Raw genomic sequence first — 25278 nt, forward strand, 5'->3', positions numbered from 1 at the left:
GGTGGGGTACGCGATGCGTACATGGCTGACCTTCTGCGTACGTGATCGTGACTGCTGTCACAAATGCGCGGCAATTGGGAATTCCCTTAGCGAGACGCAGGGAGTATCGGGTCTACCGATGGGCATGAGGGCGGGGCGATGCCGATTGAGGTCGAATAGCATTGTGTTGCAGCACCACTCATCACGACGCAATCGGCGAACGATGTCCCCGCCCGTTGGCTCCACCGTGATGGGCGAGCGTGCAGGTGCTTGACATCACGTGTGACTGGACGCACAGTGTACGTACGCACTGCGACAGCCCTGTACGCATAGCGGACACGCCTTTTAACTATCTGCTGAGCAGGAGACACGACATGACGACCACCGAACACGAGAGCCCCACCGCGGTGGGATCTGGCACTGCCGCCACCGACAAGTTCAAGAACGAGCGGGTCAGTGCCGACACCTCGCCGGAACGAGTTGCCGCCATCGCGAAAGACGCGTTGAGCGCGCTGCACAAGGTGATCCTCGATCACAACGTCACGTATCCGGAATATCGTGTGCTCAAGCAGTGGCTCATCGATGTGGGCGAGGGCGGCGAGTGGCCGCTGTTCCTCGATGTGTTCATCGAGCACGCAGTGGAAGAAGTCCTTGCGCGCAGCCGTAAGGGCACCAAGGGCAGCATCGAGGGGCCGTACTACGTGGCCGATGCTCCCGAGTTGCCGTCGGTGTGCACGCTGCCGATGCGTGAGGTCGACTCGAAGGAGACCCCTCTCGTCTTTTCCGGTCAGGTCACCGATCTGGACGGCAAAGGCATCGGCGGGGCGATCGTCGAGTTGTGGCACGCCGATGCCGATGGCTACTACTCGCAGTTCGCCGATCATCTGCCGGAGTGGAACCTGCGCGGAAAGATCATCACCGACGGTGAGGGCCGTTACCAGGTGACGACCATTCAGCCTGCGCCGTACCAGATCCCGACCGACGGCCCGACCGGCGCGTTCATCGCGGCCCAGAATGGTCACCCCTGGCGGCCGGCGCATCTGCACTTGATCGTGTCCGCACCGGAGCACGAATCGGTGACCACGCAGCTGTACTTCGACGGTGGGGAGTGGCTCGACAGTGATGTCGCCTCGGCCACCAAGCCCGAACTCGTCTTGCGGCCGACCTCAGGTGATGACGGGGTCAACCGGGTCACCTACGACTTCGTACTCGACCCGGCAGCCGGGTAAGCGGGCTGTGCCGGATCTGAAGATCGTCGGCGTCGACACCCGCATCATCGACGTCCCGCTTGTTCGCCCGCACAAGTTCGCCACCACATCGATGGACGCCCAGCCGATCCTGCTGGTGTTGGTTCGTGTCGACGGTGGGGTAACCGGCGTGGGCGAGGGTGTTGTCCCAGGTGGGCCGTGGTGGGGCGGTGAGTCGGTCGAGACGATGAAAGTCCTCGTCGACCGCTACATCGCCCCGGTGCTGGTGGGCCGCACCGTAGACGACATCACCGGGATCATGCTCGACATCGAGCGTGTGGTCGCAGGTGCTCGTTTCGCGAAGGCCGCTGTCGAGATAGCGCTGCACGATGCGTGGGCGCGCTGTCTGGATGTGCCGGTACACACGTTGCTGGGTGGTGCGTTTCGAAGCAGCATCGATGTCACGTGGGCGCTGGGGGCTGCGCCGGTCGAGGAGATCCTCGCCGAGGCTGCCGAGAAGCTCGACCGCAGAGAGCACTTCAGCTTCAAGCTGAAGATGGGCGCCATCGAGCCGGCCGACGACACGGCGCGAGTCCTTGCCATCGCAGAAGGTCTCAAAGGCAGGGCCGGGGTACGGGTGGACATCAATGCCCGGTGGGACCGGTTCACCGCGCTGCGGTATCTACCGGCTCTGGCCGACGGTGGTGTCGAGCTGATCGAACAACCCACGCCAGGTGAACAGATCGAGGTGCTGGCCGAGTTGAATCACCTGCTGCCGATCCCTGTGATGGCCGACGAGAGTGTGCAGACCCCACACGACGCACTCGATGTGGTGCGCCAGGGTGCGGCCGACGTGATCGCAGTCAAGACCACCAAATGTGGAGGTCTGCAACGCAGCAAGGAGATCGCCGCGATCGCCAAGGCGGCCGGTGTTGCGTGCCATGGTGCCACCTCCATCGAAGGCCCGATCGGTACCGCCGCGTCGATCCACTTCGCGTGTTCGGAGCCTGCGATCAACTACGGAAGCGAACTGTTCGGTCCGCTGCTGTTCTCGGTCGAGTTGCTACAAGAGCCATTGCGGTATTCGAACGGTGCGGTCGCGCTGCCCGAAGGTCCCGGGCTGGGCGTCGAGCTCGACATGGACGTCGTCAACTCGCTGATCCGCGAGTGACAACACCCGAACTCGAAAGGACAAACCCTTTGGCACTCTTCCATGTTCGTATGGATGTGAACATCCCGCGTGACCTCGACCCCGATGAGCGGGGCGAGACCATCGCGCGAGAGAAGGCCTACTCGCAGGACCTGCAGCGGCAGGGCAAGTGGGTTCACCTGTGGCGCATCGCCGGTCAGTACAGCAACATCAGTATCTTCGACGTTGCCGATCCCGACGAGCTCAACGACCTGCTCTGGGGTCTGCCGTTGTTCCCGTACATGGACATCGTGGTCACCCCGTTGGCCAAACACGGTTCTTCGATCAAGTAGTCAGCACAAAGACATGCAGCCACATCGGCCGGTTCACCGCCGGCTGATGTGGCTGGATGCGTTTGTGACTGAATTACGTTGTGCTGGGCGTGGTCTGCAACCACACCCACATGCTCACACGACGCTGTCGACTAGGATTGTTGCCCCGGTCTTGTCGTGGAGTTCGTCGATACCCACGCCGGGTGCCAGTTGCACGAAACGGAGTCCGTTGTCGGTGATGTCGAGGACGGCGAGGTCGGTGATGATGCGCTGCACACACGCCTTCCCGGTGAGGGGCAACGTGCATTGCTCGAGGATTTTGGGCGCGCCTTTGCGGGTGACGTGCTCCATCATGACGATGACCTTGCGGGCGCCGTGGACCAAGTCCATGGCGCCTCCCATTCCCTTGACCATCTGGCCCGGGACCATCCAGTTGGCCAGATCGCCGGTGGCGCTGACCTGCATTGCGCCGAGTACCGCGACGTCGACATGGCCGCCGCGGATCATGCCGAACGAGGCGGCGGAGTCGAAGTACGAGGCGCCGGGGTTGACGGTGATCGTCTCTTTGCCGGCGTTGATGAGTTCGGGGTCGAGTTCGTGCTCGGTGGGGTAGGGCCCGACTCCGAGAACTCCGTTCTCCGAATGTAATTCGACCGAGATGCCGGGTGAGATGAAGTTGGGGACCAACGTGGGCATGCCGATACCGAGGTTGACGTATTGCCCGTTCTCGAGTTCGTCTGCGACGCGTGCGGCCATCTCTTCGCGTGTCCAGCTCATGGGCGTACCGTCCTCTTCTCGATGCCTACCTCGACCTTGCCGACGTGCACCACGCGTTGCACGTGGATGCCGGGGGTGTGTACCGCATCGGGGTCGATCTCGCCTGGTTCGACGAGTTCCTCGACCTGGGCGATGGTGATCCGTCCTGCGGTTGCGGCGGGGGGATTGAAGTTGCGGGCACTCCGGCGGTAGACCAGGTTGCCGTGGCGGTCGCCCTTCCATGCGTGCACGAGGGCGAAGTCGGTGACGATGCCGTGTTCGAGAACGTATGTGGTGCCGTCGAACTCGCGGGTTTCTTTCGGCGGGCTGGCTGTGAGGACGCCGCCGGATCCGTCGTATCGCAAGGGCAGACCACCCTCGGCGACGGGTGTCCCGACTCCCGCAGGGGTGAAGAACGCAGGTATCCCTGCGCCACCGGCGCGCATCCGCTCGGCCAGGGTGCCCTGTGGGGTCAATTCGACCTCCAGTTCACCGGACAGATATTGCCGGGCGAACTCTTCGTTCGACCCGACGTACGAGGAGATGGTCCTGCGGATCCGGTGTTCCGCGAGCAGCATCCCCAAGCCGAATCCGTTTGTGCCGCAATTGTTGCTGACCGTTTCCAGGTTGGTCGCGCCTTGATCGAGGACGGCGCGGATGAGTACCTCGGGTACGCCGACCAGGCCGAACCCGCCTACGGCGATGGATGCGCCGTCGGGTATGTCGGCGACCGCGGCCGCTGCTGTGCTGATGACTTTGTCGAGCATGGCGCAAGAATAGCGTCGTGTACGCTACAAGTACAGTTGTACGCACTACGTACAGTTATGCGTACACATCAACGAGGAGTGTTGTGCATGTCAGTTGATCTCGCGCGCACGGTGGCCGGGGCGCAGGACGGTCGGGACACGGTTGTGCTCCTGGGGTCGCTGGGCTCGAACCGCTCCATGTGGAACCCGCAGATCGAAGCGCTTGCCGATGGCGGGCTGCACGTGATCGCCTTTGATCTTCGTGGACACGGGGATTCACCGACTCCGCCGGGGCCCTATTCGTTGGACGACCTCGCCGCCGACGTGCTGTCGAACCTCGACACCCTCGGTGTCGAGCGGTTTCACCTGGTCGGGTTGTCGCTCGGTGGCGCAGTGGCGCAGCACATCTCGATAACGGCCGCAGATCGGGTTGCCGGATTGTCGCTGCTGTGTACCGCTGCAAAATTCGGGGAACCAGCGGGTTGGGTCGAACGGGCGGCAACCGTGCGGGCACAGGGGACAGGTGCGATCACCGATGCTGTTGTCGGTCGGTGGTTCACGGCCGACTTTGCCGAGTGGAATCCAGGCGTTGTCGACGAGGCGGTCGCCATGGTGCGAGGTACCGACGACGAGGGGTACGCCGCATGCTGCGAGGCTCTTGCGGAGTGGGATTCGCGTGCCGATCTGACGGCGATCTCGGCGCGCACCCTGGCCATCGCGGGAGCGCAAGACCCTTCCACCCCACCGGACACGGTGCAGATCCTGGCCGATGGCATCACCGGGGCCCGGTTCGAGGTGCTCGACCCCGGCGCCCACCTGGTGAACCTGGAACGGGCAACAGAGGTCTCGGCTCTGCTCCGTGCTCATATCGTGGACGCATGACACCCGCTCCTGGCGATCATGTGCAGTCACTGGCCCGAGGGCTGGCGGTGATTCGGGCATTCGATGCCGACCACCCGAGGCAGACGGTCAGCGAGGTCGCAACAGCAACTGGACTGTCCCGGCCGGCGGCCCGGAGGTTTCTCCTCACCCTCGTCGACCTCGGCTATGTGCGCTCGGACGGTAACGCCTTCTGGCTCACACCACGCGTTCTCGACCTGGGGTACAGCTACCTGTCGAGTCTGTCCCTTCCGGAACTGGCGGGCCCGCACCTGGAGGCGCTCACCGCGAAAGTGCATGAGTCGGCGTCGGTGTCGATTCTCGACGGCGACGACATCGTCTACGTCGCACGTGTTCCGGTGAGTCGCATCATGGCGGTCTCCATCACCATCGGCACCCGGTTTCCGGCATACGCGACATCGATGGGGCGCGTGCTGCTGGCGGGTCTGAGCGACCACGAGCTGGACGATCACCTCGCCAGGGTCTCGCCCGTTGCACTCACCGAACACACCAAAACCACTGTGCGCGACCTCCGAGAGGAGATCGACCGGGTCCGCCGCGACGGTTATTGCATCGTCGACGAGGAACTCGAACTGGGACTGCGCTCGCTCGCCGCGCCCGTGCACGGACGTGACGGGGCGGTGATCGCAGCGATCAACATATCGACCCAGTCGGCTCGATACAGCGTCGACGCCGTCCACGCTGATCTGCTCCCGCGGTTACAGACGACGGCCGCGGAGATCACGGCCGACCTCGCCCGAACCCCGAACTCCCGCTGATCGAATTCCCGCTGACCGAACTCACACAGACCGATTCAGGAGCACCCATGCCAGACGCCGTCATCTGTGAACCGTTGCGCACACCTGTCGGACGTTTCGGTGGTTCGCTGAAAGATGTTCCACCGCAAACGTTGGCGGCGACTCTCATCCGGGAGTTGCTGCAGCGTACCGGCATATCCGGCGATCAGATCGACGACGTGATCTTGGGTCAGGCGACGCCGGGTGGTGAGGCTCCGGCGATCGGCCGGGTCGCGGCCCTCGACGCGGGCCTGGGAATCTCGGTGCCCGGCATGCAGGTCGATCGCCGATGCGGATCAGGCCTGCAGGCAGTTCTTTTGGCGTGCATGCAGGTGATGACCGGGGCCGGTGACGTGGTGATCGCCGGTGGTACCGAATCGATGAGCCAGGCGGAGTTCTACACCGATTCGATTCGATGGGGTGTCAAGGGCGCCGGGGTGGAACTCGCCGATCGCCTCGCACGGGCCCGCGTCACCGCCGGTGGCGCCAACTTCCCTGTCCCGGGCGGGATGATCGAGACCGCGGAAAACCTGCGGGCCGAGTTCGGCATCAGCCGCGCAGACCAGGATGCGTTGGCTGTCCAATCGCACCGTCGGGCCGTTGCCGCGCAGGACAACGGTGTGTTCGCAGAAGAGATCGTCGGCGTCGAGGTGCCGCAACGGCGGGGCGCGGCGGTGATGGTCGATCGAGATGAGCATCCACGTGCAGACACCACAGTCGAGTCGCTGGCGACTTTGCGGCCGATCCGGAGTGCAGTCGATGCCGACTCGACGGTGACTGCGGGAAACGCCAGTGGTCAGAACGACGGTGCCGCAGCGTGTGTGGTGACGACCCCGGCGAAGGCAGCGGAGCTCGGACTGCGTCCGCTCGCCCGGTTGGCCGGGTGGGCGACAACCGGGGTGGAGCCGGGGCGGATGGGTTTCGGACCGGTGGGCGCCGTCGAGAAGGTGCTGGGTCGAATAGATCTCACGCTCGGGGACATGGACGTGATCGAGCTGAACGAGGCCTTTGCGGCGCAGGTGCTGGCCGTTCTGCAGGCATGGGGGATCGACGCCGACGATGAGCGACTCAATCCGCACGGGTCAGGCATCTCGCTGGGTCATCCGGTCGGGGCCACGGGTGCGCGGATCCTGGCGACCCTGCTGCGCGAACTGGACCGTCGAGAGGGCCGGTACGCCCTGGAGACCATGTGTATCGGCGGTGGGCAGGGTCTTGCCGCGGTCTTCGAACGCACAACCTGATCGGCCACCAACTGTCCGCATTGCGTACGGTTGAACCGCGACTATCGAGGGGGCAATGGTGACCGAAGTCGGGGCCGAGCGGGATCGGGACCACATCCAGAGCATCGAACGCGGCTTTGCGGTCCTTTTGGCCTTCAACGCTGATCGTCCCAACCCGACGTTGGCGGAATTGGCCGCAGCCACATCGCTTTCTCGGCCCGCGGTGCGTCGCATACTGCTGACCCTGCAGCGGCTCGGTTACGTATCCGGTGGCGATGGCCGCTGGTCGCTCACCCCGCGCGTCCTGAGCATCGGCCAGCACTACACCGCGTCGCATTCGCTTGCCGATACCGCGATGCCGCATCTGCTCAAGATCGTCGAGACCGTTCACGAGTCGGCCTCGCTCGGCGTGCTCGACGGAGCCGAAGTGGTGTACGCAGCGCGCGTTCCGGTGCGCCGGATCATGAGCATCAACGTGTCGGTGGGTACCCGGATCCCTGCATACGCCACATCGATGGGTCGGGTTTTGCTTGCTTGGGCTCCGGCCGGTGTGGTCCGGTCGGTGATCGAGAACTCGGACTTTGCGCATGCCCTGACGCCGGCGACGGTGACGTCAGGTGATGAGCTCCAACGCGAGCTGGCCAAGGTGCGAGAGCAGGGCTACGCACTGACCGAGCAGGAGCTGGAGGTGGGCCTGATCTCACTGGCCGCACCGGTTCGCGACGCCGGCGGATCGGTGGTCGGAGCACTGGCCTGCTCGACCTCGTCGGCGCGTGCCACGGCGGAGTCGTTTGCTGCCGACACCGCCGGCTTCCTGGTATCGGTGGCGCAGGAGTTCAGTGCCGATCTGGGCAACGGATACCGCTGAGCGCGAACGGCATTCAGGGTTCGACTGCCGAGTGCACGTGCACCGGTACGTCGTCGTCCCACGGCTGACGGGTCACCATGTCGGCCACCCGCACCTCACCGCGCTCGAACTCTCCTGTGGCTGCGTCGACGAGCCGGTACTGCTGGGTTCCGCGGTGGATCGGCTGGGCTTCGAGCAGCACGATCCGTACCTCGCCGGGTTCGAAATGACACCTCTCCTGTAGCGCTGCGATGAGCTGTTCGCTGTGGAGGTGGCCGTCACCGAAGTTCCATCCGAGCGCCGTGCTGCAGATGCGTTCCCCGTCAGTGAGCAGGTAGTCCGACTCGTTGCGTCCGGTCATCGCTCGATGCGCCAGGGTGAACAGGGCCCGGCCGTGCGTGTTCATCGCCTGGAAGGCGTAGCCGAGATACAACGGGATCTCCAGGCGTTCCTTGCCGTAGACGCGCTCGAGTTGGGCGGCAGGCATGCTGGCGATCGAGACGATGCCTGCCTCGATCTTGGCCGAGCCGGAGGGCGTGATGCACCACAGTGTGGTGTCCCAATTACCTGCGTAGTAGCGCATTCCCGGCAGGAACGAGATCTTGCCGGGAAACAGGTTGCCCGCCACCACGACCGCCGCGCTCACACCGGTGAGTGCGAGAACAAGCCAGAGATGGTCGGCGTCGGATGGCGCGACGTCCGCGTGGCCGACAAAGAGGAACAGCAGCCCGAAGATCATGAAGACGTTCCACTCCAGCGGCACGCCCATCGGGATGGCACTGAGAATGCCCAGATGGAAGACCACCATCACGGTGGCCGCGATGGCGGTGGGCCAGCCACCGTGCGAGAAGAAGAGGATCAGGGGCACACCCATCTCGATCACCGTGGCACCGTGCGCCACCACACGTGAGAGGCGGCCTGGGCGCAGGTCATCGGGGAAGTGCTCGAAGAACTTTCGCTTGATCCGCTGTGGTCGCACGATCGGGTTGTTCGACATCATCGTGGACACCACAAACGGGAAGTGCTTGTTCAGTTTGGAGGTGGCCGCACCCATCCAGATGATGACAAAGACGATCTTCGCGGCAAGGATCATGTCGGCGCCTGCGAGCAAGAAAGTCACCACGAGTGCGCCGTAGACCTCACCGCGAGCTGCCAGGAAAACCGTCTTGTCCCTCAGCCCGATCAGCGCGAGCGCGATCAGCACGGCAATCGGGATCCAGATGGGAAGCGGGCCGACATCGCTGCCGAGATCGGGCGCCGATTCATCACCGCCCGAGAACAAAGCGAGCACGCACGTCACGAGGAGCGCAGCGTAGAGCAGTACATCGACGGGAGTTCGGTTGCTGCCGGCGGTGAATGGGACCACCCGAGGCCACGGCGGCAGTCGAATGGTGTTCGGTCGCAGCCAATACAGAGCCGACCCCATCGGGGGCGAGTACCGGTTGTTGAGTGGACCGAATCCGCAGCCGAGCCCGAGTACCTCGAAGAGCAGGGTGTAGATCACTATTTTCTGGAAGACGATGGGCTCGTCCCACCAACTGCTGATCTGCGTGACGCCGCCGAGACCGGACGTCGACCCGGCGATCAGCCCACCCACCACGATGTACAAGAGGATCTTCACCACGTAGAAGAGGTGCAGCACAACGGGTGTACCGAAGCCGACCTCTGCCCAATGCCGGGCCAACGGGCGGATCTTCTCCGCACGGGTCCCGCGGCTCCACTCGTTCATCTCGAGACTGGGCAGTGTCGGCGTGGTGAATCCCATTGCACAATCACCTTCTTGACGTATCGCGGCCATCTTCTGTCGCGACCGTAAACGAAGTGGTTGTGTGCAGGCAGCAAAATGCGATGTTCGCTGCGGATGGTGGGTGGTTCTCGGTGTTCTACTGGCCTACCGGTCGGACAGGGCGAAGTCGACGGCGGCCTGCGCGTGCAGGAGCGTCGTCGGGAACACCGGGACGGTGACGTCCTCCGGGCCGATCAGCAATTCGACCTCGGTGCACCCGAGAATGATCCCTTCGACGCCCTCGGCCAGCAATCGGCCGACCACCTCCAGATAGAGAGCGCGCGACTCAGGACGTATCACGTTGTGGCAGAGCTCGTCGTAGATGATCGAACTGACCTGGTCGCGGTCTGCCGCATCGGGTGTCAGCACCTCGATACCGTGCGAGGCGACGCGGTCACGGTAAAACGACGATTCCATCGTGAATGCGGTGGCGAGTAACCCCACGCGTGATGAACCCGCCGCGGTGATGGCCCTGGCTGTTGTATCGGCGATGTGGATGAACGGGATGGACACCGCATCCTCGATGGTCTCGGCCACGTAGTGCATCGTGTTGGTGCACAGCACGATCGCCTCTGCGCCGTGCGACTCGAGCCGGGCGGCCGCCGCGGCGAGGTGGGCGCCGATATCCGTCCACCGCCCTGCGAGCTTCAGGTTCTCGATCTCACCGAAGTCGACGGACTCGAGAATGATCCGCGCCGAATGCAGCCCGCCGAGTCGTTCCGCGACGAGTTCGTTGATCATGCGGTAGTACTCAGCGGTGCTGACCCAGCTCATCCCACCGATCAACCCAAGTGTTCTCATCCCCGCACGCCCAGCACTTCCGCGAGCAGGTGCATGGCTACGGTCGTGGACAGTGCCCGCACACTCGCCCGGTCGCCGGGCAGGCGTCGCGTCCTCGTCACGGTCGGCTGACCCGTCACCGCGACCCCGAAGCAGACCGTGCCCACCGGTTTGAGGTCGGATCCACCGCCGGGCCCGGCGATACCGGTAGTGGACACGGCCACGTCAGCGCCGACCCGGCTCAACGCGCCCTCGGCCATCCGTGCGGCGACCTGTTCACTGACGGCGCCGTGCTCGGCGATCATCTCCGCGGGGACGTCGAGAAGGCCGGACTTCACCTCGTTCGCGTACGAGACGACGCCGCCCATCACATATGCCGATGATCCGGCCCGTTCGGTGAGTCGTGCCGCGACGAGGCCGCCAGTGCATGATTCTGCGGTCGCGATACGACGGCCGGCGAGTGCTGCCGCCACCAGGTCGTCGATGGTCGACCCGTCGGTGGAGAAGATCCGGTCGCCGTGACGGGCGGTGATCTGCTCCGTCAATTGGGCGTATGCCCCCGCAGCCGACTCTGGGTAGCGAGTCACCATCTCGAGCTCGCCGAGCCGCAGGCAGGTGGTGATCTCCAGATCATCGAAGCCGCTGACCTCGTGCTCGATGGTCCGCAGCGTTGCTGCCAGGTCTGCTTCGGACAAGCCATACGCGAAGATCGTCGACTGTTCGAACTCGGACCGGCCCGCCAAGGCTTCCACCACCGGGGCGGTCTGGAGCGCCGTCGGCCACATCGTCTGTAATTCTCGGGGTGGTCCCGGCAACACCAGGATGGCGGGCCGAACCGGAACGGAATCGACCACCTCGGCGGCGATGGCCACTCCTGGGGCGGTACCGGTAGGCGGAATAGATTCTGCGCCTTCGGGAACCATCGCCTGCTTGCGGATGCCCTCACGCAGTGGCGCAGCGTCGGGCGCAGAAGTCATCCGTCCGCGCCACCGTTGCACGATGGAATCGATGTGCTCTTCGAGCTCGACGTCGAGGTGCAGTTCGCGTCCGCAGAACGCGGCGACCGTTGCAACGGTGAGGTCGTCAGCGGTCGGGCCGAGACCCCCGGTGGTGACGATGAGGTCCACGCGCTGGTCGGCCAGGAACTGGAGCTGGGCCGTGAGGTCATCCGGACGGTCACCGCACACGGTGATGTGCGCGACGTCGACACCGAGGTCGAGGAGATGCTGAGCGACCCAAGGGCCGTTCTGGTCGGTGACCCGGCCGGTGAGGACTTCGGTACCGGTCACCACGATTCCTGCCCGCACTGTCATCTTGCCGAGCTTAGTGGTGAGTGAAGGCTGTCGGACGTCAGTGATGTCGATTTCGCACCTTGCGCCGCAGCCGCAGGAAGCCGCTGCCGAGCAGCGCGATCAGGAATCCGACCACGGCGGCGAGTAGCAGGGCGACACCTTGCGCCATGTCGAGGTTGAGTCCGAAGAACTCGATATGTACTTGCTCGGTGTTCTGGACCACGAAGACAATCAGTGCGATCACCAGGAGCGCAGCGAGGATGAGCCCAAGAATCGTGGAGATCTTTCGGCCGCTGCCGGACGCGGGGGCAGTGGTGGTGGTTGTCGCGGGTGGGGCTGCATCGTAATCGGGGTTGCTCATGGCGTCCTTTCGGTGCTGTCAGAGGCGAAGAGCCTTTACCCACCCGCGACGGGTCACAAACGGACCGTTTTGCGGGGGGACCTCAGCTCACCGCCTGTTGTAGTCCCGCCGACACTGCCGGGGCCGGAAAGGCCTCTTTGCCGTTGACGGTGAAAGTGTTGTCGCTGTTGGTCAGCACGATGATCGTCGTGTCGGAGTCGTAGTTGTGGAACAGCACGCTGTTGTATCCGGGGATGTCGCCGTCGTGGCCCCACCAGCCGCCCCGATCGCCGAATCCGATTCCGTACCCCGCGGTCGCGGTGTTCGGTGGGATGTCGCGGATGATCGAGTCCCTCCGGTACTGCTGAGTTGAACTGTTCAGGACACCTTCACCGGTGAACAGCGCGTGCCCCCACTTCTTCAGGTCGTCGAGAGTCGAGATGACCGCGCCCGCGGTGAACGCGAACGACGGATTCCAATGGGTGGAGTCGACGTTCTGCCCGGGCGGCTGGTTCTGGTCGGTCAACCCGTCCATGTGTGGATTGGCGATCTCGATGGAGCCTCCGGGGAACGAGGTGTCGTCCATCCCCAGTGGCCCGAACAGTCGCTGCTCGAACACCTCGGCAATTGGCTGACCCAGCACCTTCTCGATCACCATGCCCAAGAGTACGTAATTGGTGTTCGAGTATTCCCAGCCCTGACCGGGAGCGAAATCGGCCGGCAGTACTTTGACGCCGTCCACCAGTTCCTGTGGAGGCCAGGCATATTCGGGATTCGCGAAGAACTTGTTGACGATCGCGTCGGACTTCGTGTAGCTCGGGATACCGCTGGTCATGTCGGACAGCTGCAGCAGGGTTGCGACGTCGCCGTTGGGCATTCCCGGCACGTACTTGCCGATCGTCTCATCGAGGGAGAGCTTGCCTTCTTGTACCAACTGCAGCAGGACCGTCGCGGTCATCGTCTTGGTCAGCGATCCGATGCGGGTCTTGTCGGTGGGCGTGGGCGCCTGGGTCTTTCCCTGACCGATGGTTCCTGATGTGCCGGTCCAGGTTCCATCGGGTGAAGCGACCTGCGCGATGACACCGGGAAAGCCGGCTTGGGCGCGCGTGTCATCGAGGACCTTCTGGAACTCGGCGGCGTCGGCCGAGGACACTGTCATTGTGGGCGCCGTCGTAGACGATGCCGCGGGCTCGTCTGACGAGGACGAGCAGCCGCTGAGTACCAGCGAGACCAAAGCAGTCACGGTGACGGCTGAAACGAGTTGTCTGTAGATTTTCATGTTGCCCTTGAGTTCGTGTGAGCGCATCAGAACCGTCTCATAATGCCGTCCGCGCGTATGACATTCGTCAAGTTAGGACAAACACGCAGTAAAAAGCTGTCGACGAGCATGCGTGGACTCGCCGCGAGCGGAGATCGACCGGCTGGGTGGGTGCGGGTAGTGCCATTGCGCCTACGAGCTGAGGCTTTCTGACACACTGCGGCATATGAGCTGCAGGCGCGAGACCAACACTGCTGCGCACGCATCGAGGATTCAGCATGGTGAATAGGGCGGTGGTCTCGGCCGCGGTCGCAATGGGTGCGTTCATCTCTGTTGTGGTGCTCCTGACCCGTCTCGGTGGCGGACAGTCGGTGTTCGAGTCAGATCCATGGCGTGTGCTGTATCAAGGTGACGTCGCGTGTGTTGCGTTGTGCGCAGTGGTCGCGGTTGTCGGCAGTGTATTGATGGGTCGCTCTCTTGTCTTCTTCGTCGGCGGCGCCGGCTTGGTGGCCCTTGGTGCTGTGGCTGCTGTTGGCACCACAGCGAATTGGGCAAGCAACGTCAGCGCTGTGGCCGCAGGATTGCTGATCGCTGCGATCGGATCCTTGGCAGTGCAAGAAGACAGTCGAGAGTCGTTGCAGAGTTGGCTCTCTGCTGGTGCCCTGGTCGGCGCTTGGTTGGCCCGGCCACTCGAGCAGTACCGTTCATCGGTCCCGTACTCCGGCGCCTACACCTCAACCGGCACGCCCCCCGACTGGCCGCTGGTTGTCGGTGTGGTTGCAGCGCTTGTGCTGTTCGCTGCCGCCAGGTTCACCGGACCTCCACACGCCCGATTCCCCGACGAGAACGGCCGATCAGCTACGCAGTGTTCTGCTCGGGGGGCCACTTTGACGCTCGGGATCGCCGTGCCAGTCGTCGCGTTGTTGTCATGGTGGTGGTTCATCGCCACCCTGGCTTCCGGCGACGGCATCGAAGGCGGTACGTGGGCATACGGCATAGTTTTGCTGCCGGTGATCATCGTCGGCGTGTGTTGGTTGCCCCACCGCAACGGGCTGGTGTTACTGGCGATGCTCGCGACGTTGACCGCTGCAGCTGGCCTACCCAAATGGCAAGGATCATGGCCGATGCTCCTTGTCTTCGTCCTGTTGATCGCTGGTGGTCTGGTGTCCGGACGCCGCTGGACGCACCCCACGATCGCCATGGGCGTGCTTCTCGCCTGCACACTCATGACCGCAATAGATGAATCGCCCTGGAGTACCGCGGGAATTGTCGCCGCATTTGTCGTTCCCGTAGCGGGCGCGCACGTGGTCGCAGCTTGCTTACCCACGACCGCACCTGTCAGCACTATCGCGGTCGCCGGACCAGCCACACTGTTCCCCGTCGTCGGCATCACGGTCGTCTACAGCTTCTCGAGCTCATCGAGCTCATCGGGCTTCGACAGCCACCAGCCCACCACCACTGAAGTGATCCTGGCCGCGGTCACCGTTGCTGCGTGCGGAATAGCCGTTGCTTTCCTGACTCGCCGCAGGCCGCCGAGTGACATCGACGAGAACGCTCTGCTCCCATAATGGAGAAACCACGCGGTTGATCGCGGTCGCAGTGGCGGGTGAGTTCTGAGTCTGTGCACGACAGCCGTGTACAAGATCCCAGCGCGAAGCGCCCGAGATCACAGGAGAGCCGGGGTTATCGGTGGCCGCTATTCCTCGACCTGTTCTGCCGAGTCTTCGGCGGCGTCGTCTGAGTCCGCGATCGCCTCGGCCCGGTTGTGTTGCTGGAGCTGCATCCGTTGTTGGCGTTCGTTGAGTGACGCTTGGCGTTCGGTGATGATTTTCTGCCAGGCCGTTTCGATGGTGTGGTCGGTGTGGTGGGCCCGGTTGATGCGTGGTTGTTGGTCGGGGTCGATGTACTTCGGTGGGATCCACGCCACCCGGCCCGTATCGGGGCCGTCGGTGACCATCACCGTCTGCCACTGATCCTCGCCGGGCCCGATCATCGCGTGATGCGGAATGCACGCCGGGGCCAGCACGTCGATGTCAGTCAAGCCGCCGTCGGCCCAGGCAGTGGTGTGATGAATTTCGGTCCAGGAGATCGGGTTACGGCAGCCCGGGCTGGTGCAGCCTCGGTCTTTGGCGAACAACGCCATCCGCTGGCCTTGTTGGGCGGTGCGTTTGGCGCGTGCGAAGTAGAGGACGTCGGCGGAGTGGTTGGCGAACACCGCGAGTGATTTGTCCGACCGCGCCGCCAATTCCAGCGCATCCTTGACCGGCAGATCAACACCGGAAGCGGTGCGGGCGATTCCCGCGGCCTCATCAAGTTGCTGCTTGGTCATCGTGATGATCACCTGCACTGGCAGGCCGCGGTGGGAGCTACCGAGCAGTTTGTACTCGAGGATGGTCTTCAGGATTGCTTTGAATGCATCGTGCTGACGTTGGGCACGCGAACGGGTGTCCCGCTCGGCCGCGGCTTCGAGGATTGCTGGGTCCATGGCCGGGTCGTCTGCGGCGCCGATGGGTGAGTTCGGATCATCAGGATTGTTCATCCCGGGTGCGGCCCATACATCCATCACCGTTCGAAACAGCGCCAACGTCGCCGGGTCCAGGTTGCCGGTGATCTTGCTCATCATGTCCAACCCTTGAGGACCGTCAGATAGGCCCCGGTTGCGTTTGCGGTCGGCGTCGTCGGTGAGTGATCCGTCCGGATCAACCCGCGCCAACACTTCCCGTCCACACACTTCAAGTTCGTTGGGGCCCAGGGTGCGGGCGTTGTCGGTCAGCCAGGCATCGACCACGTCATAGACTTCAGGTGCAGATTTGTGCGGGATTTTGTCGCGGACTTTGAGCAACACATCCATGTGCGCCAAACCAATCGCACCCTCGGCCAACGCTTCCGCGGCGGCCGGGCATTTCGGGGGCAGCGGCTCGCCCTGCATCGACAACAACACACCGGCAGCATCGAGTGCTTTCAACCGCGACGAGGCATCACCACGAGACACCCGCAACTCACTCATCACAAACCGATGCAACGTCGAATGACCAGCCTTGCGAAACAAGCCTCGATCATTCACCTCCTGCAACCGCTTGAGGCCCTGAAAGGTCAGTGTCCGGACAACTCTCTCGTTCACCCGCACCAACTCAGCAACCTGCACATCATCAACATCAGCTGCTGACGCACCAGCAATCCGCTGCAGCACCGCATCGAGATCGCGATACAACCCCACCAACACCGGCTTTGGCGGTGGATCCACCGTCACCGAATCACTCATCGACAAGCCCCCCAGCCCTCGAACCCGATACCTCAGTCTAGCAATAGAATCCGAATTTGTCGAATGTATGTTCGAACCCGGTGGTGACCGTAAATCACTGCACGCTGCCCCTGAAACTGCGCTAGCCCGCCCTTCTAGTGCTCGAGAATTACTGCGCTACAACAGAAGCTGCGTTGATCAATTGAACGCAGAATGGTACCGGCTGAGAGCAAACTCGGCGAGTGGGTCACTGCGGGTGGTCTAGAAAAGCCCTTGTCTGCGTTGAGTGTCTGTATGCCCGCGACCCGGATCGGGTTCTCGCCCTACCAGTCTGCGATCACGGGAATGACGCGGTCGCCGAGGATCTCCAGTGGGGTGATCTCGGCAACTCCGGGTACCCAGCCGTGGACATGGCTGACACCCAGATCTGCCAGTGGTTTGAGTTGGCCGAGCAGCTCGTCGACGTTCGCGCCATCTGACCCCGGGTCGAGAGGCAACATGACGGTTTTCTCGATCGCGTCATAGTCGGTGCCCAGTGACTCACAGTGCGAGCGAAGCACATTGAGCTTGTGTTCCACATCGGGTCCGCCGAACAGGTTGCACGCCTGTGCATACTGGGCGACCATCCGCAGGGTCTTCTTCTCTCCGCTGCCGCCGATCAGGATCGGCGGGTGAGGCCGGCGCAACGCCTGTGGCACATTGAGTGTGCTTCCGAGATGGTAGTGCTTGCCGTCGTAGGTCCCGTTGTCATCGCTCCACATCTGAAGGCAGATCTGCAAGGTCTCTTCGAGGCGCTCGAACCGCTCGGCCGTGCTCGGGAACGGCAGGCCCAGACCCACGCACTCCTCCTCGTTCCAGGCCGCGCCGATGCCCAGATAGGCCCGACCTTTGGACAGCACATCAAGAGTCGTGACCGCTTTTGCGAGCAGTCCGGGCTCGCGATAGACGGTGGCCGTCACCCAGGCGAGGAGGTCGACCTTCTCGGTCACCGCGGCCAGGTAGCCGAGCGCCGTGTAGGCCTCGAGCATGTCGGTGTCGACAGGGCCGACGGGGCCGATCTGCCAGAGGTGGTCCATCACGCTGAGCTTGGCGAATCCCTGCGCCTCAGCTGTTTGCGCGATGGTGACCAGATCGTCCGCCAGTCCGGACGGCCCGGCAGGGTAGGTGAAGTCCGCGATGTGCAATCCGAGTTCCATGGTCGCCACGGTATCCGCGATCGTGGGACCTAGTCAGGGACTGACAGTCCTACCCTGAGCCGTTGCTGACACCGCGGCTCTCGAAGCGGCACGCGAAGCCCCGCCCGGATGATAGAACCTGAAGATATGACTGAAGTGACTGAGGGTATGAGCCGCAACCTGTTTGACGTCGCCGGCAAGACTGCGCTGGTCACCGGCGGTACCAGCGGTATAGGGGCGATGATCGCCCACGGACTGCATCAACACGGCGCACGCGTTGTCATCGCAGGACGAAAGCAGCCGGCTCTCGAAGCGGCCGAGGCCGGCGGCTTGATGGCGATCCAGGCCGATCTCTCGACGACAGAAGGCTGTCGTGAACTGGCCGAGAAGGTTGCCGACCGGGTGGACGGTCTGGACATCCTGGTCAACAACGCCGGCGCCACGTGGGGTGCCCCGTTGGACGAGTTCCCCGACTCGGCATGGTCCCGCGTCCTGGATCTGAATGTTCGGGCACCGTTTGTGCTGACGCAGGCCCTGCTTCCGATGCTGGAGCGAACGGCCACCGCAGACGATCCTTCGCGGGTCGTCATGATCGGCAGCATCGACGGAATTCGCGTGCCGCGCACGGCTTCCTACTCCTATTCGGCGAGCAAGGCCGCCGTACATCAGCTCACGCGCCACCTGGCCCGCGATCTCAGCGAGCGTCACGTGACCGTCAACGCCATAGCGCCCGGACCATTCGAGTCGAGGATGATGGCGCCCATCCTCAAAGACCTCCGCGCCGAGATCGAGGCCGCGTCGCCATTGGGGCGGATCGGCCGTCCGGACGACATGGTCGGCGCCGTCGTCTACCTGACGAGCCGGGCGGGCTCCTATCTCACCGGCACAGTGATACCGGTGGACGGCGGAATGGCGACAACGCTGTAGCGCCTGTGCGGGCCGGATCCTTCAATTCGAACGGGCTGCACCGATGGTGCCGATGATGGTGTCGGCCACCAGAGCCGGGTCGTCGATCATCGGAACGTGGCCGACGCCGGTCAGCACCGTGAACGTGGCCTGCGGAATGCGATCCCGCGCGATGGCGCCGTTGACGTCGACAGGGAAGATCCGATCGTGCTGCCCCCACGCGAGAGTGATCGGGCACGGCAGGGGGTCGAGCGGCTCGAGGTGCTCGCGGGTACCGAGAAGGTCGACGGTCACCGCGCACCCCAGAAGGTCATCTGCCGCAGTGAGAGCCGCGGCAGGTGTGAGTCGATCCGCACGCCAGGCGATGTCGCGCATGGCAATTCGCCGCACGGCTGCGAGTTTCAGTGCCAGTGGGGCGATGGGCCTGCTGACCCTTGTCAGAGCTACCTCGCGACGTAGCCGCGCAACCGCGTGATCCTGGCTTGCGCTCCCGATCGACCACATTCCTGCCGGAGACAGCGCACAAACGCTTGCAGCGCGACCGCGGCGTGCCAATTCGATGGACATCCAGCCGCCCATCGAGTTGCCTGCCAGATGCGGTCGGTCGAGTCCGAGATCATCGAGGATGCGCTCGGCATCGTCGACCATGTCGCCGAGGGTGACCGGTCGGCGGGCCGGTGCGGGCGCACCGCCGCGATGGCCGAGCGCGGTGGGCGCATGTACCCGGTGAGCCTGCGACAACAGTGGGATCACGTCGGACCACGCCGATCCGGACATCGTCACGCCGTGGAGTAGGACCAGGTCGGGTTTGCTCTCCGTCATGCGCGAAGTCTGGCACGTCTCCGGTGGTGTTCGGGACGGCATCGTCCGGATGGCAGCGCACTCAGGTCGGTTGCGCCCGGCGCACCTGATCGGCGGCCCGGGAAGGATCCAGTTCCGTGTTGCATCGGATGATCGCGGGACCCGTGGTGAGGATCCCGGAGGTCAGTGGCTGCGCACGCAACCCACCCCGGCCGATGAGCGCTTTTCTGGTGCCGTCGCCGGCCATCGAATCCATCCAGCTACACGGATGTGCGGGCCGGCCGCCACGGAACCGAACCGGGCCGTCACCGGAGTCGATCTCGAACTCCTCAGCGCGCAGCGGATCGAGTTCGAGGCCGCGCACCATGACGTTGCGCCGGGCCACGGCGGGGTCGACACCACCAGCCGCGGCCTCCCACGCTTCGAGCGCCAGAAAGGTCACCGCTGCCTCGGTATGGGCACGGACGCCGAAGAAGCGGTCACCGCGAATTCCCTTGTCTGCCACGATCTCGATGGCATCGGGTGTCTGGGTGGCAACGTGCGCCGCAGGTCCGTCTTTCGCTCGACCGAAGTACGCGTGGGCTGGCGAGACGAGAAACGACACCACCTCGAAGCGGTATTCGTAGAGCATGTGACCACCGTGGCATATGCGGCGCCCCGCTGTTCGAGGGGCGCCACATCAGCCTGCAGTCATCAGCTCAGGACCGACACGGCGACGACTCCGAGACCCATCACAGCGGTGCGAGATCGTGAATTGGTTGTGCGTCAGCTGGCCGGCATTGCGAGCACTTTCTTGAGTGCATCGACATCGAGCGTCGTCGCGAGATCGGCAATACTGACAGTGGAAAGTGTTGACCGCCAAGCCTGTTCGGCCTGTGCCATGACCTTCGCGATCCCGCAAGCCGACAGACACTCCTCCGGCGGAGCTGCCAGAATGCCCTGCTGCCGGATCTCGGTACATCGGAAAGCCGGTTCTTTGCCGTCGATCGCCTGCACCACATCGAGAACGGTGGTGTGCTGAGGTCCGCGGGTCAGGACGTACCCTCCATCGCGTCCTTCGGATGGGTGAACGATTCCGGCGCGGGCCAGTGACTGCAGGTGTTTTGCAAGGTAGGTCTTGGAGATACCGTGAAGCTCGGCCAAGCGAGCAGCGGGTACGGGACCATTTGCCTGTCCCAGCACCACGCAGCAGTGAAGGGACCACTCCACGCCGGCGGATAGCTTCATGTCACCGACTCTAGCCACGCCCAGGCACCTTGAGCCCGTGCGGCGGGGGGATCAGTGGATCGTCCCCGTCCTCGCCTCAGAGCTTTGTCTTGAGCCATTCGTCCAGGGTGGTCGGCGCTATCCCGCGTCCGCGCCGGGAGTCGGGGTGATGGACGAATTGTCGAGCTTGGCGCCGAAGTAGCCGGCATCGGGGTCGGATAGGACGGTTCGGGTATCCCCGGTGGCGGCGAACAGTCGTCGAACCAATTCATCGATGCCCAGTGGCTGCGGTCCCGCGATCTCAACAGTGGCGCACAGCGCAGCGCCGGTGGCGACCTGCGCAACTCGGTTCACCACGTCGTGCGAGGCGATGGGCTGCAGATGTGCAGGAGTGGCATGCACGGTTCCGCCTTCTGCGCCGGCGTCGGCGATACCGGCGATGAATTCGAAGAACTGGGTGGATCGGACGATCGAGTATGGAACTCGACCGGCCTTGACCAGCTCTTCTTGAGCAACTTTCGCCCGCATGTAGCCGGAGTCGGGTACGCGGTCAGCGCCCACGATCGACAGGATCACGTGGTGTCCGACGCCGGCCGCCTCTTCGGCGGCGAGCAGATGCGCCGTGGAGTCGCGGAAGAATGCCATCACGTCGTCGTCGGCCCATGACGGCGAGTTCGTGAGATCGATGACCACATCGGCGCCCTTCATGGCTTGGCGTAGTCCGGTGCCGGTTGTGGTGTCGATGCCGGATTCACGTCCCAGCGCGACGACGTCGTGTCCGGATTCCTCCAGCTTCGTCGCGACCTGGCTTCCGATGAGTCCCTTACCGAAAATGACGATCTTCATGGCGCTCTCCTTTACTCGGATACTTACTGTCCGAGTATACTCAGATATAGTCTGTCCGAGTCAAGGGTCGGTGTGCTCACCCGATCGAGGGGCAAAAGTTGAGGAGGGTGAGGCCGCCAGGTCCTCAGAGCCGACGTAGGCGATCGCACACCTGGCGATAGATGGTCAGCAAGTCGGCGTCGGGCAGGCTCGGAGCGCACGAGTTGACCCACTCGTCAAAGGCGCATTGCAAGGCCAACTGCGCTATCTCGAGGATCATCCGGATATGTGAGCGCCGCCCGGGCGTCCCGTCGTCGTCGATCAGAGCGAGTAGGTGATGCGACGAGTCCGCGCAACGGCCCATTGCCGCCTTGCTCAACGACGGATTGGCCGACACCAGTTTCTGGATTCGCAGGATTGTGGCTGCCAGTTCGCCCTGCTCTTCGCGGATGCTCTCGATGACGCCCTCGAAGGCCCGTTCGACATCTGCGAGTTCAAATCGGCTGGGTTCGGCGCCTGCGACGCAGGCTCGCAAGGCCTCGTCGAAGCCGTACATGTCGAACAGGACTGAGTCCTCTTTGGTGGCGAAGTACCGGAAGAAGGTCCGCGCCGACACACCCGCGGAAGCCGCGATCTCGTCGACCGTGGTCACCTCGAAGCCTTGCTGCTCGAACAGGTCCAGCGCGGCCTGCTGAATCTGCAAGCGAGTCTCGGTGCGACGTCGCGTGCGCAGATCGGGCGCGGCGAGCGGCTGGGCTGTCATGGTGCGGAGCTTAGCTGTCAAATGGTTTTTCGTCACCCTCTGCCAATGTGGCAGTCACTGACAGTTGGTATATGCTGCACGAGTTGTGAAGGACTAGTGGGGGATGAAACCTGTGACCGAAAACGTGACCGTGGGCGCCGAGTCGCCACGGAAGGATGGCGGAAGTCCCGCGGGCAGTGTGCTGTTGATCAGCCTCCTGCTCGTGGCGACCTTCGTGGTGATCCTCAATGAAACAATCCTGAGCGTCGCACTCCCGACGCTGATGGTGGACCTCGACATCAGTGCGCCCACGGCGCAGTGGTTGACCAGCGGCTTCTTGTTGACCATGGCGATCCTGATCCCGACCACCGGGTTCATCCTGCAGCGCTTCGCGCTCAGGTCCGTCTACATAGCGGCGATGGCCGCGTTCACCGTGGGAACGCTGGTCGCCGCGTTGGCGCCCGGGTTCGAGCTGTTGATGGTCGCGCGCGTTATCCAGGCCTCGGGCACGGCGCTCATGATCCCGCTGCTGATGACCACGATCCTGACCGTTGTACCCGAGCACTCCCGCGGGCGGGTGATGGGCTTGGTGACCATCGTGATCTCGGTGGCACCGGCGATCGGACCCACCGTGTCCGGTTTGATCCTCCAGTCACTGAGCTGGCGGGCGATGTTCTGGATCGTCCTGCCGATCGCCGTGGCGGTCACCATCATGGGCGGGATCTTCGTCCGCAATGTCACCGAACCGCGGGCCGCTCACCTCGACGTGATCTCTGTTCCGTTGTCCGCCCTCGGATTCGGTGGAATCGTCTACGGGCTGAGCAGCATCGGTGAGTCTGCGTCCGGGCACGCACCAGTGCCACCGTGGCTGCCGCTGACCATCGGCGTGGTGTCGCTGGCACTGTTCGTCGCCCGCCAGCTCAAGCTCGTCCAGAAGGGCCGCGCGCTGCTCGATCTGCGCACCTTCGCGGTCGGGTCGTTCCGTCTGGCCGTGGGCCTGATGGGCGGATTCATGTTGACGTTGTTCGGCGCCCTCATCCTGTTGCCGCTGTACCTGCAGAACGTGCTCGACAAAGACGTCCTGACAACCGGTTTGGTGCTGTTGCCCGGTGGTCTGGTGATGGGGCTGCTCGGACCTCTGGTGGGTGGTCTCTACGACAAGTGGGGTGCCCGGCCACTGGTGCTCCCGGGCGCGATCGCGATGAGTGCGGGCACGTGGCTGCTGGCCACCCTCGACTCCGAATCGGAGCTGTACACCGTCATCATCGCGCATGTGATCCTGAGCGCGGGAATCGCCTTCGGTCTCACCCCGTTGATGACATCGGCGCTGGGATCGCTTCCGCCGGAGCTGTATTCGCACGGCAGTGCAACCGTGAGCACCGTTCAACAGGTCGCCGGCGCCGCGGGTACAGCCCTGTTCATCACCTTGATGACGCGGGGCACGCAGTCGTCCTTCGACGACGGCAGCAATGCGGTCGTCGCGAACGCCGACGGTATCCACCTCGCGTTCCTCGTCGGTGGAATCATGTCGGTGGTCCTCGTCCTCGCCGCGACGATGGTCCGATCGGCGAAACGACCGGCGGCAGCCGAGGCCGACGTCAAGCCGGAGCATGCTGCCGCCGAGTAGATCCGCCGGCACCACCCGCAAAGAACCTCCGACATCTGTCTCATCCTCCGGTTGCAACCGGAGGATGAAGCAGGAGCCGGAGGTTTTTTGCGTCGGTGGGTTCTAGCGTCAAAGGGCCACCGTCACGGTGAGCTGACTGCCCCTGCGATGTCGGTGTCCCGCACCATCGTCACCGAGGCGTCCGCCCTCTCGTCCATCCGGTCGAGGAACGGCGCCACCTTGGTGTCGATGGCAGCGTTGTAGATCCCCGGCTGCTGCTTGGGATTCGCGTGTCCGGTCCCGGCCATCCGCACCACGAGAAGCCGCGCGTCGGTGCCGGCGATGTCGTCGAGCAGAACCTGTTGGCTGTAGTCGACGTCGACCACCGGGTCGTCTGCGCCGAATGCCGGTCGCATGAAGATGATCGCCGGGGGAGTACGGTCGTCCGACTCCGTGGTGAGGGTCTGTAAATCATTCTGTGCACCCGAGGCGACAATTGCCTTGAATTGCGATTCGATCAACCCGTTGCTGGCCGTATCGTCGGACAACAATTTCTTGCGGAGCACTTCTTTCACCACGCCGGTGAGCTCCCCGGTATCCACCAGCGGATGCCCGTCGGACGGGCGGAAGAGGTATCGATCTCTGCGCGCGGCGGTCTCCACCACCAGGCGCAGAGCTCGGCTCTCGCGGGCACCCGGAACCCACCCCATCCAGCGCAGCATGTCTTCGCCTGCGTCTCGGCTCTCCGCACGCACGGCGTGGAGGTCGATCGGTGTGCAGTCGAGTACCACCGCCCGGACTTCGAGGTCCCCGTCCTCGTACAGGTGCTCGGCGACTTCCAGAGCGATGATGCCGCCCATGCTGTGGCCCGCGACGACGATCCTGCTGACGCCGGCCCGACGGGCGTGCTGGGTGACCAGCCGGCTGATGACGGCTGTGTCCAGACCGGCGTTGTCGTACTGCACTGCCCACACCTGACCGATGCCCATGAATGCCGGGAGGGCCCGCGCCGTGTCACTGGCGTCGACATTTCCCAGTCCGACCAGGTCGACCACCGCTGTACCGCTTTCGAGCGGATCCTGAGCGTCGTGGATGTGATGGAGGCGAGGATGGGTCATCGCCAGACGTTGGCGCTCGGGCTGCACATCCAGCGCGTAGTAGTGGGCACACAGGATCGACAGCGCGATGAGCAAGAGCCCCACACGCAGAGCCCCGCGCCGCAGACGGCCGAACCGTCGCCAATTGCTGCCGAGCCGGGTCGATCGAAGGTGTGCCACGCGTCGAGCATCGCTCCAGTCGGTGACTGGATTAATGGAATGACGCTCGACATTAATCATTTGCAACCAGTCTACGTGGCCACGGCCAGCGTCCGGCCCGAGTGACGAGCCGTCGGCCCGGCTGGAGCCTCTTCCCGGCCCGCGGTTGTGGATCTCGTCGAGCCGCGGCCA

24 protein-coding genes and 1 pseudogene are annotated in these 25278 nt (G+C 63.9%); 10 read left to right on the top strand and 15 right to left on the bottom strand.

The window, feature by feature from the left end:
- Window positions 1-353: 353 nt before the first annotated feature.
- Genes catA through catC form a run of 3 tightly spaced genes read left to right on the top strand, consistent with a single transcriptional unit; the run spans window position 354 to window position 2648 of the window.
- Window positions 354-1208, top strand: coding sequence for a catechol 1,2-dioxygenase (gene catA / locus ACVWY6_RS09920; RefSeq protein WP_457537700.1), 855 nt, complete (start codon window positions 354-356; stop codon window positions 1206-1208).
- Between the two features lie 7 nt (window positions 1209-1215).
- Window positions 1216-2337 (top strand): muconate/chloromuconate family cycloisomerase, encoded by a 1122-nt coding sequence (locus ACVWY6_RS09925; protein WP_457537702.1) that lies wholly within the window; start codon window positions 1216-1218, stop codon window positions 2335-2337.
- Window positions 2338-2366: 29 nt separating this feature from the next.
- Complete coding sequence (gene catC, locus ACVWY6_RS09930) at window positions 2367-2648, top strand: muconolactone Delta-isomerase (RefSeq protein ID WP_023957138.1); 282 nt, start codon at window positions 2367-2369, stop codon at window positions 2646-2648.
- 114 nt (window positions 2649-2762) lie between these two features.
- Here the strand turns inward: catC and ACVWY6_RS09935 are convergent, their stop codons facing one another.
- Window positions 2763-3404 (bottom strand): CoA transferase subunit B, encoded by a 642-nt coding sequence (locus tag ACVWY6_RS09935; protein WP_457537704.1) that lies wholly within the window; start codon window positions 3402-3404, stop codon window positions 2763-2765.
- A complete protein-coding gene (locus ACVWY6_RS09940; protein ID WP_400725044.1) occupies window positions 3401-4150 on the bottom strand; it encodes a CoA transferase subunit A in 750 nt (249 codons plus the stop codon). The genes ACVWY6_RS09935 and ACVWY6_RS09940 overlap by 4 nt, the downstream gene beginning before the upstream one ends.
- 87 nt (window positions 4151-4237) lie before the next feature.
- Between ACVWY6_RS09940 and pcaD the strand changes: the two genes are divergently transcribed.
- Genes pcaD through ACVWY6_RS09960 form a run of 4 tightly spaced genes read left to right on the top strand, consistent with a single transcriptional unit; the run spans window position 4238 to window position 7893 of the window.
- Window positions 4238-5011, top strand: a complete 774-nt coding sequence (pcaD, locus tag ACVWY6_RS09945; RefSeq protein ID WP_457537706.1) for a 3-oxoadipate enol-lactonase — start codon at window positions 4238-4240, stop codon at window positions 5009-5011.
- A complete protein-coding gene (locus ACVWY6_RS09950; protein WP_400725049.1) occupies window positions 5008-5787 on the top strand; it encodes an IclR family transcriptional regulator in 780 nt (259 codons plus the stop codon). The genes pcaD and ACVWY6_RS09950 overlap by 4 nt, the downstream gene beginning before the upstream one ends.
- Window positions 5788-5834: 47 nt before the next feature.
- Window positions 5835-7046, top strand: coding sequence for an acetyl-CoA C-acetyltransferase (locus ACVWY6_RS09955; protein WP_400725052.1), 1212 nt, complete (start codon window positions 5835-5837; stop codon window positions 7044-7046).
- A 55-nt stretch (window positions 7047-7101) separates the two neighbouring features.
- Entirely contained in the window at window positions 7102-7893 is a 792-nt protein-coding gene (locus tag ACVWY6_RS09960; protein WP_023957129.1) for an IclR family transcriptional regulator domain-containing protein, read from the top strand.
- Window positions 7894-7906: 13 nt separating this feature from the next.
- Here ACVWY6_RS09960 and ACVWY6_RS09965 read toward each other — a convergent pair whose 3' ends face one another.
- From ACVWY6_RS09965 to ACVWY6_RS09985, 5 genes are all read right to left on the bottom strand, one after another.
- Window positions 7907-9637, bottom strand: a complete 1731-nt coding sequence (locus ACVWY6_RS09965; protein WP_457537707.1) for a DUF3556 domain-containing protein — start codon at window positions 9635-9637, stop codon at window positions 7907-7909.
- A gap of 126 nt (window positions 9638-9763) precedes the next feature.
- Entirely contained in the window at window positions 9764-10459 is a 696-nt protein-coding gene (locus ACVWY6_RS09970) for an aspartate/glutamate racemase family protein (RefSeq protein WP_457537709.1), read from the bottom strand.
- On the bottom strand, window positions 10456-11751 hold the full coding sequence (locus ACVWY6_RS09975) for a competence/damage-inducible protein A (RefSeq protein ID WP_457537711.1): 1296 nt from the start codon (window positions 11749-11751) through the stop codon (window positions 10456-10458). The genes ACVWY6_RS09970 and ACVWY6_RS09975 overlap by 4 nt, the downstream gene beginning before the upstream one ends.
- A gap of 37 nt (window positions 11752-11788) precedes the next feature.
- On the bottom strand, window positions 11789-12091 hold the full coding sequence (locus ACVWY6_RS09980; RefSeq protein ID WP_081907044.1) for a lipopolysaccharide assembly protein LapA domain-containing protein: 303 nt from the start codon (window positions 12089-12091) through the stop codon (window positions 11789-11791).
- An 82-nt stretch (window positions 12092-12173) separates the two neighbouring features.
- On the bottom strand, window positions 12174-13229 hold the full coding sequence (locus ACVWY6_RS09985; RefSeq protein ID WP_457537713.1) for a serine hydrolase domain-containing protein: 1056 nt from the start codon (window positions 13227-13229) through the stop codon (window positions 12174-12176).
- Between the two features lie 377 nt (window positions 13230-13606).
- On the opposite strand from ACVWY6_RS09985, the gene ACVWY6_RS09990 reads away from it, so the two are divergent.
- Window positions 13607-14896 carry a hypothetical protein gene (locus ACVWY6_RS09990; RefSeq protein ID WP_457537715.1) on the top strand — a complete coding sequence of 430 codons (1290 nt, stop codon included), beginning with the start codon at window positions 13607-13609 and terminating at the stop codon, window positions 14894-14896.
- A gap of 128 nt (window positions 14897-15024) precedes the next feature.
- Here ACVWY6_RS09990 and ACVWY6_RS09995 read toward each other — a convergent pair whose 3' ends face one another.
- Window positions 15025-16590 (bottom strand): DUF222 domain-containing protein, encoded by a 1566-nt coding sequence (locus ACVWY6_RS09995; RefSeq protein WP_457537717.1) that lies wholly within the window; start codon window positions 16588-16590, stop codon window positions 15025-15027.
- A 302-nt stretch (window positions 16591-16892) separates the two neighbouring features.
- Window positions 16893-17765, bottom strand: a complete 873-nt coding sequence (locus ACVWY6_RS10000) for an LLM class F420-dependent oxidoreductase (protein ID WP_457537719.1) — start codon at window positions 17763-17765, stop codon at window positions 16893-16895.
- Between the two features lie 126 nt (window positions 17766-17891).
- Between ACVWY6_RS10000 and ACVWY6_RS10005 the strand changes: the two genes are divergently transcribed.
- Entirely contained in the window at window positions 17892-18671 is a 780-nt protein-coding gene (locus tag ACVWY6_RS10005; protein WP_457537721.1) for an SDR family oxidoreductase, read from the top strand.
- Between the two features lie 21 nt (window positions 18672-18692).
- On the opposite strand, the gene ACVWY6_RS10010 is transcribed toward ACVWY6_RS10005, so the two are convergent.
- The 5 genes and pseudogenes from ACVWY6_RS10010 to ACVWY6_RS10030 all read right to left on the bottom strand — a co-directional run bounded on the left by ACVWY6_RS10010 (window position 18693) and on the right by ACVWY6_RS10030 (window position 22245).
- Window positions 18693-19472, bottom strand: coding sequence for an alpha/beta fold hydrolase (locus ACVWY6_RS10010; RefSeq protein WP_457537723.1), 780 nt, complete (start codon window positions 19470-19472; stop codon window positions 18693-18695).
- Window positions 19473-19533: 61 nt separating this feature from the next.
- Complete coding sequence (locus ACVWY6_RS10015) at window positions 19534-20082, bottom strand: molybdenum cofactor biosysynthesis protein (RefSeq protein WP_457537724.1); 549 nt, start codon at window positions 20080-20082, stop codon at window positions 19534-19536.
- A 134-nt stretch (window positions 20083-20216) separates the two neighbouring features.
- Window positions 20217-20678 carry an RrF2 family transcriptional regulator gene (locus tag ACVWY6_RS10020; protein WP_457537726.1) on the bottom strand — a complete coding sequence of 154 codons (462 nt, stop codon included), beginning with the start codon at window positions 20676-20678 and terminating at the stop codon, window positions 20217-20219.
- A gap of 76 nt (window positions 20679-20754) precedes the next feature.
- Window positions 20755-21503: pseudogene (locus ACVWY6_RS10025) on the bottom strand (SDR family oxidoreductase).
- A gap of 124 nt (window positions 21504-21627) precedes the next feature.
- Window positions 21628-22245: a TetR family transcriptional regulator gene (locus ACVWY6_RS10030; RefSeq protein WP_457537728.1), complete on the bottom strand. Its 618-nt coding sequence runs from the start codon at window positions 22243-22245 to the stop codon at window positions 21628-21630.
- A gap of 103 nt (window positions 22246-22348) precedes the next feature.
- Between ACVWY6_RS10030 and ACVWY6_RS10035 the strand changes: the two genes are divergently transcribed.
- Window positions 22349-23851 carry an MDR family MFS transporter gene (locus ACVWY6_RS10035; RefSeq protein WP_457537730.1) on the top strand — a complete coding sequence of 501 codons (1503 nt, stop codon included), beginning with the start codon at window positions 22349-22351 and terminating at the stop codon, window positions 23849-23851.
- A 122-nt stretch (window positions 23852-23973) separates the two neighbouring features.
- On the opposite strand, the gene ACVWY6_RS10040 is transcribed toward ACVWY6_RS10035, so the two are convergent.
- Complete coding sequence (locus ACVWY6_RS10040; RefSeq protein WP_457537731.1) at window positions 23974-25167, bottom strand: alpha/beta fold hydrolase; 1194 nt, start codon at window positions 25165-25167, stop codon at window positions 23974-23976.
- Window positions 25168-25278 lie beyond the last annotated feature (111 nt).

The sequence above is a fragment of the Williamsia sp. R60 genome, from assembly GCF_054063855.1.

Excerpts from the sequence above, each read along its gene's own strand:
- ACVWY6_RS09985 (WP_457537713.1), bottom strand. The coding sequence starts at position 13,229 with ATGACAGTGTCCTCGGCCGACGCCGCCGAGTTCCAGAAGGTCCTCGAT.
- ACVWY6_RS10005 (WP_457537721.1), top strand. The coding sequence starts at position 17,892 with ATGACTGAAGTGACTGAGGGTATGAGCCGCAACCTGTTTGACGTCGCC.
- ACVWY6_RS10000 (WP_457537719.1), bottom strand. The coding sequence starts at position 17,765 with ATGGAACTCGGATTGCACATCGCGGACTTCACCTACCCTGCCGGGCCG.
- ACVWY6_RS10040 (WP_457537731.1), bottom strand. The coding sequence starts at position 25,167 with ATGATTAATGTCGAGCGTCATTCCATTAATCCAGTCACCGACTGGAGC.
- ACVWY6_RS09975 (WP_457537711.1), bottom strand. The coding sequence starts at position 11,751 with ATGACAGTGCGGGCAGGAATCGTGGTGACCGGTACCGAAGTCCTCACC.
- ACVWY6_RS10030 (WP_457537728.1), bottom strand. The coding sequence starts at position 22,245 with ATGACAGCCCAGCCGCTCGCCGCGCCCGATCTGCGCACGCGACGTCGC.
- ACVWY6_RS09955 (WP_400725052.1), top strand. The coding sequence starts at position 5,835 with ATGCCAGACGCCGTCATCTGTGAACCGTTGCGCACACCTGTCGGACGT.
- ACVWY6_RS09935 (WP_457537704.1), bottom strand. The coding sequence starts at position 3,404 with ATGAGCTGGACACGCGAAGAGATGGCCGCACGCGTCGCAGACGAACTC.
- ACVWY6_RS09970 (WP_457537709.1), bottom strand. The coding sequence starts at position 10,459 with ATGAGAACACTTGGGTTGATCGGTGGGATGAGCTGGGTCAGCACCGCT.
- ACVWY6_RS10020 (WP_457537726.1), bottom strand. The coding sequence starts at position 20,678 with ATGAAGCTATCCGCCGGCGTGGAGTGGTCCCTTCACTGCTGCGTGGTG.
- pcaD (WP_457537706.1), top strand. The coding sequence starts at position 4,238 with ATGTCAGTTGATCTCGCGCGCACGGTGGCCGGGGCGCAGGACGGTCGG.
- ACVWY6_RS09950 (WP_400725049.1), top strand. The coding sequence starts at position 5,008 with ATGACACCCGCTCCTGGCGATCATGTGCAGTCACTGGCCCGAGGGCTG.
- ACVWY6_RS09965 (WP_457537707.1), bottom strand. The coding sequence starts at position 9,637 with ATGGGATTCACCACGCCGACACTGCCCAGTCTCGAGATGAACGAGTGG.
- ACVWY6_RS10015 (WP_457537724.1), bottom strand. The coding sequence starts at position 20,082 with ATGCTCTACGAATACCGCTTCGAGGTGGTGTCGTTTCTCGTCTCGCCA.
- ACVWY6_RS09990 (WP_457537715.1), top strand. The coding sequence starts at position 13,607 with ATGGTGAATAGGGCGGTGGTCTCGGCCGCGGTCGCAATGGGTGCGTTC.
- catA (WP_457537700.1), top strand. The coding sequence starts at position 354 with ATGACGACCACCGAACACGAGAGCCCCACCGCGGTGGGATCTGGCACT.
- ACVWY6_RS10010 (WP_457537723.1), bottom strand. The coding sequence starts at position 19,472 with ATGACGGAGAGCAAACCCGACCTGGTCCTACTCCACGGCGTGACGATG.
- ACVWY6_RS09940 (WP_400725044.1), bottom strand. The coding sequence starts at position 4,150 with ATGCTCGACAAAGTCATCAGCACAGCAGCGGCCGCGGTCGCCGACATA.
- ACVWY6_RS09960 (WP_023957129.1), top strand. The coding sequence starts at position 7,102 with ATGGTGACCGAAGTCGGGGCCGAGCGGGATCGGGACCACATCCAGAGC.
- ACVWY6_RS09980 (WP_081907044.1), bottom strand. The coding sequence starts at position 12,091 with ATGAGCAACCCCGATTACGATGCAGCCCCACCCGCGACAACCACCACC.
- ACVWY6_RS09995 (WP_457537717.1), bottom strand. The coding sequence starts at position 16,590 with ATGAGTGATTCGGTGACGGTGGATCCACCGCCAAAGCCGGTGTTGGTG.
- ACVWY6_RS10035 (WP_457537730.1), top strand. The coding sequence starts at position 22,349 with ATGAAACCTGTGACCGAAAACGTGACCGTGGGCGCCGAGTCGCCACGG.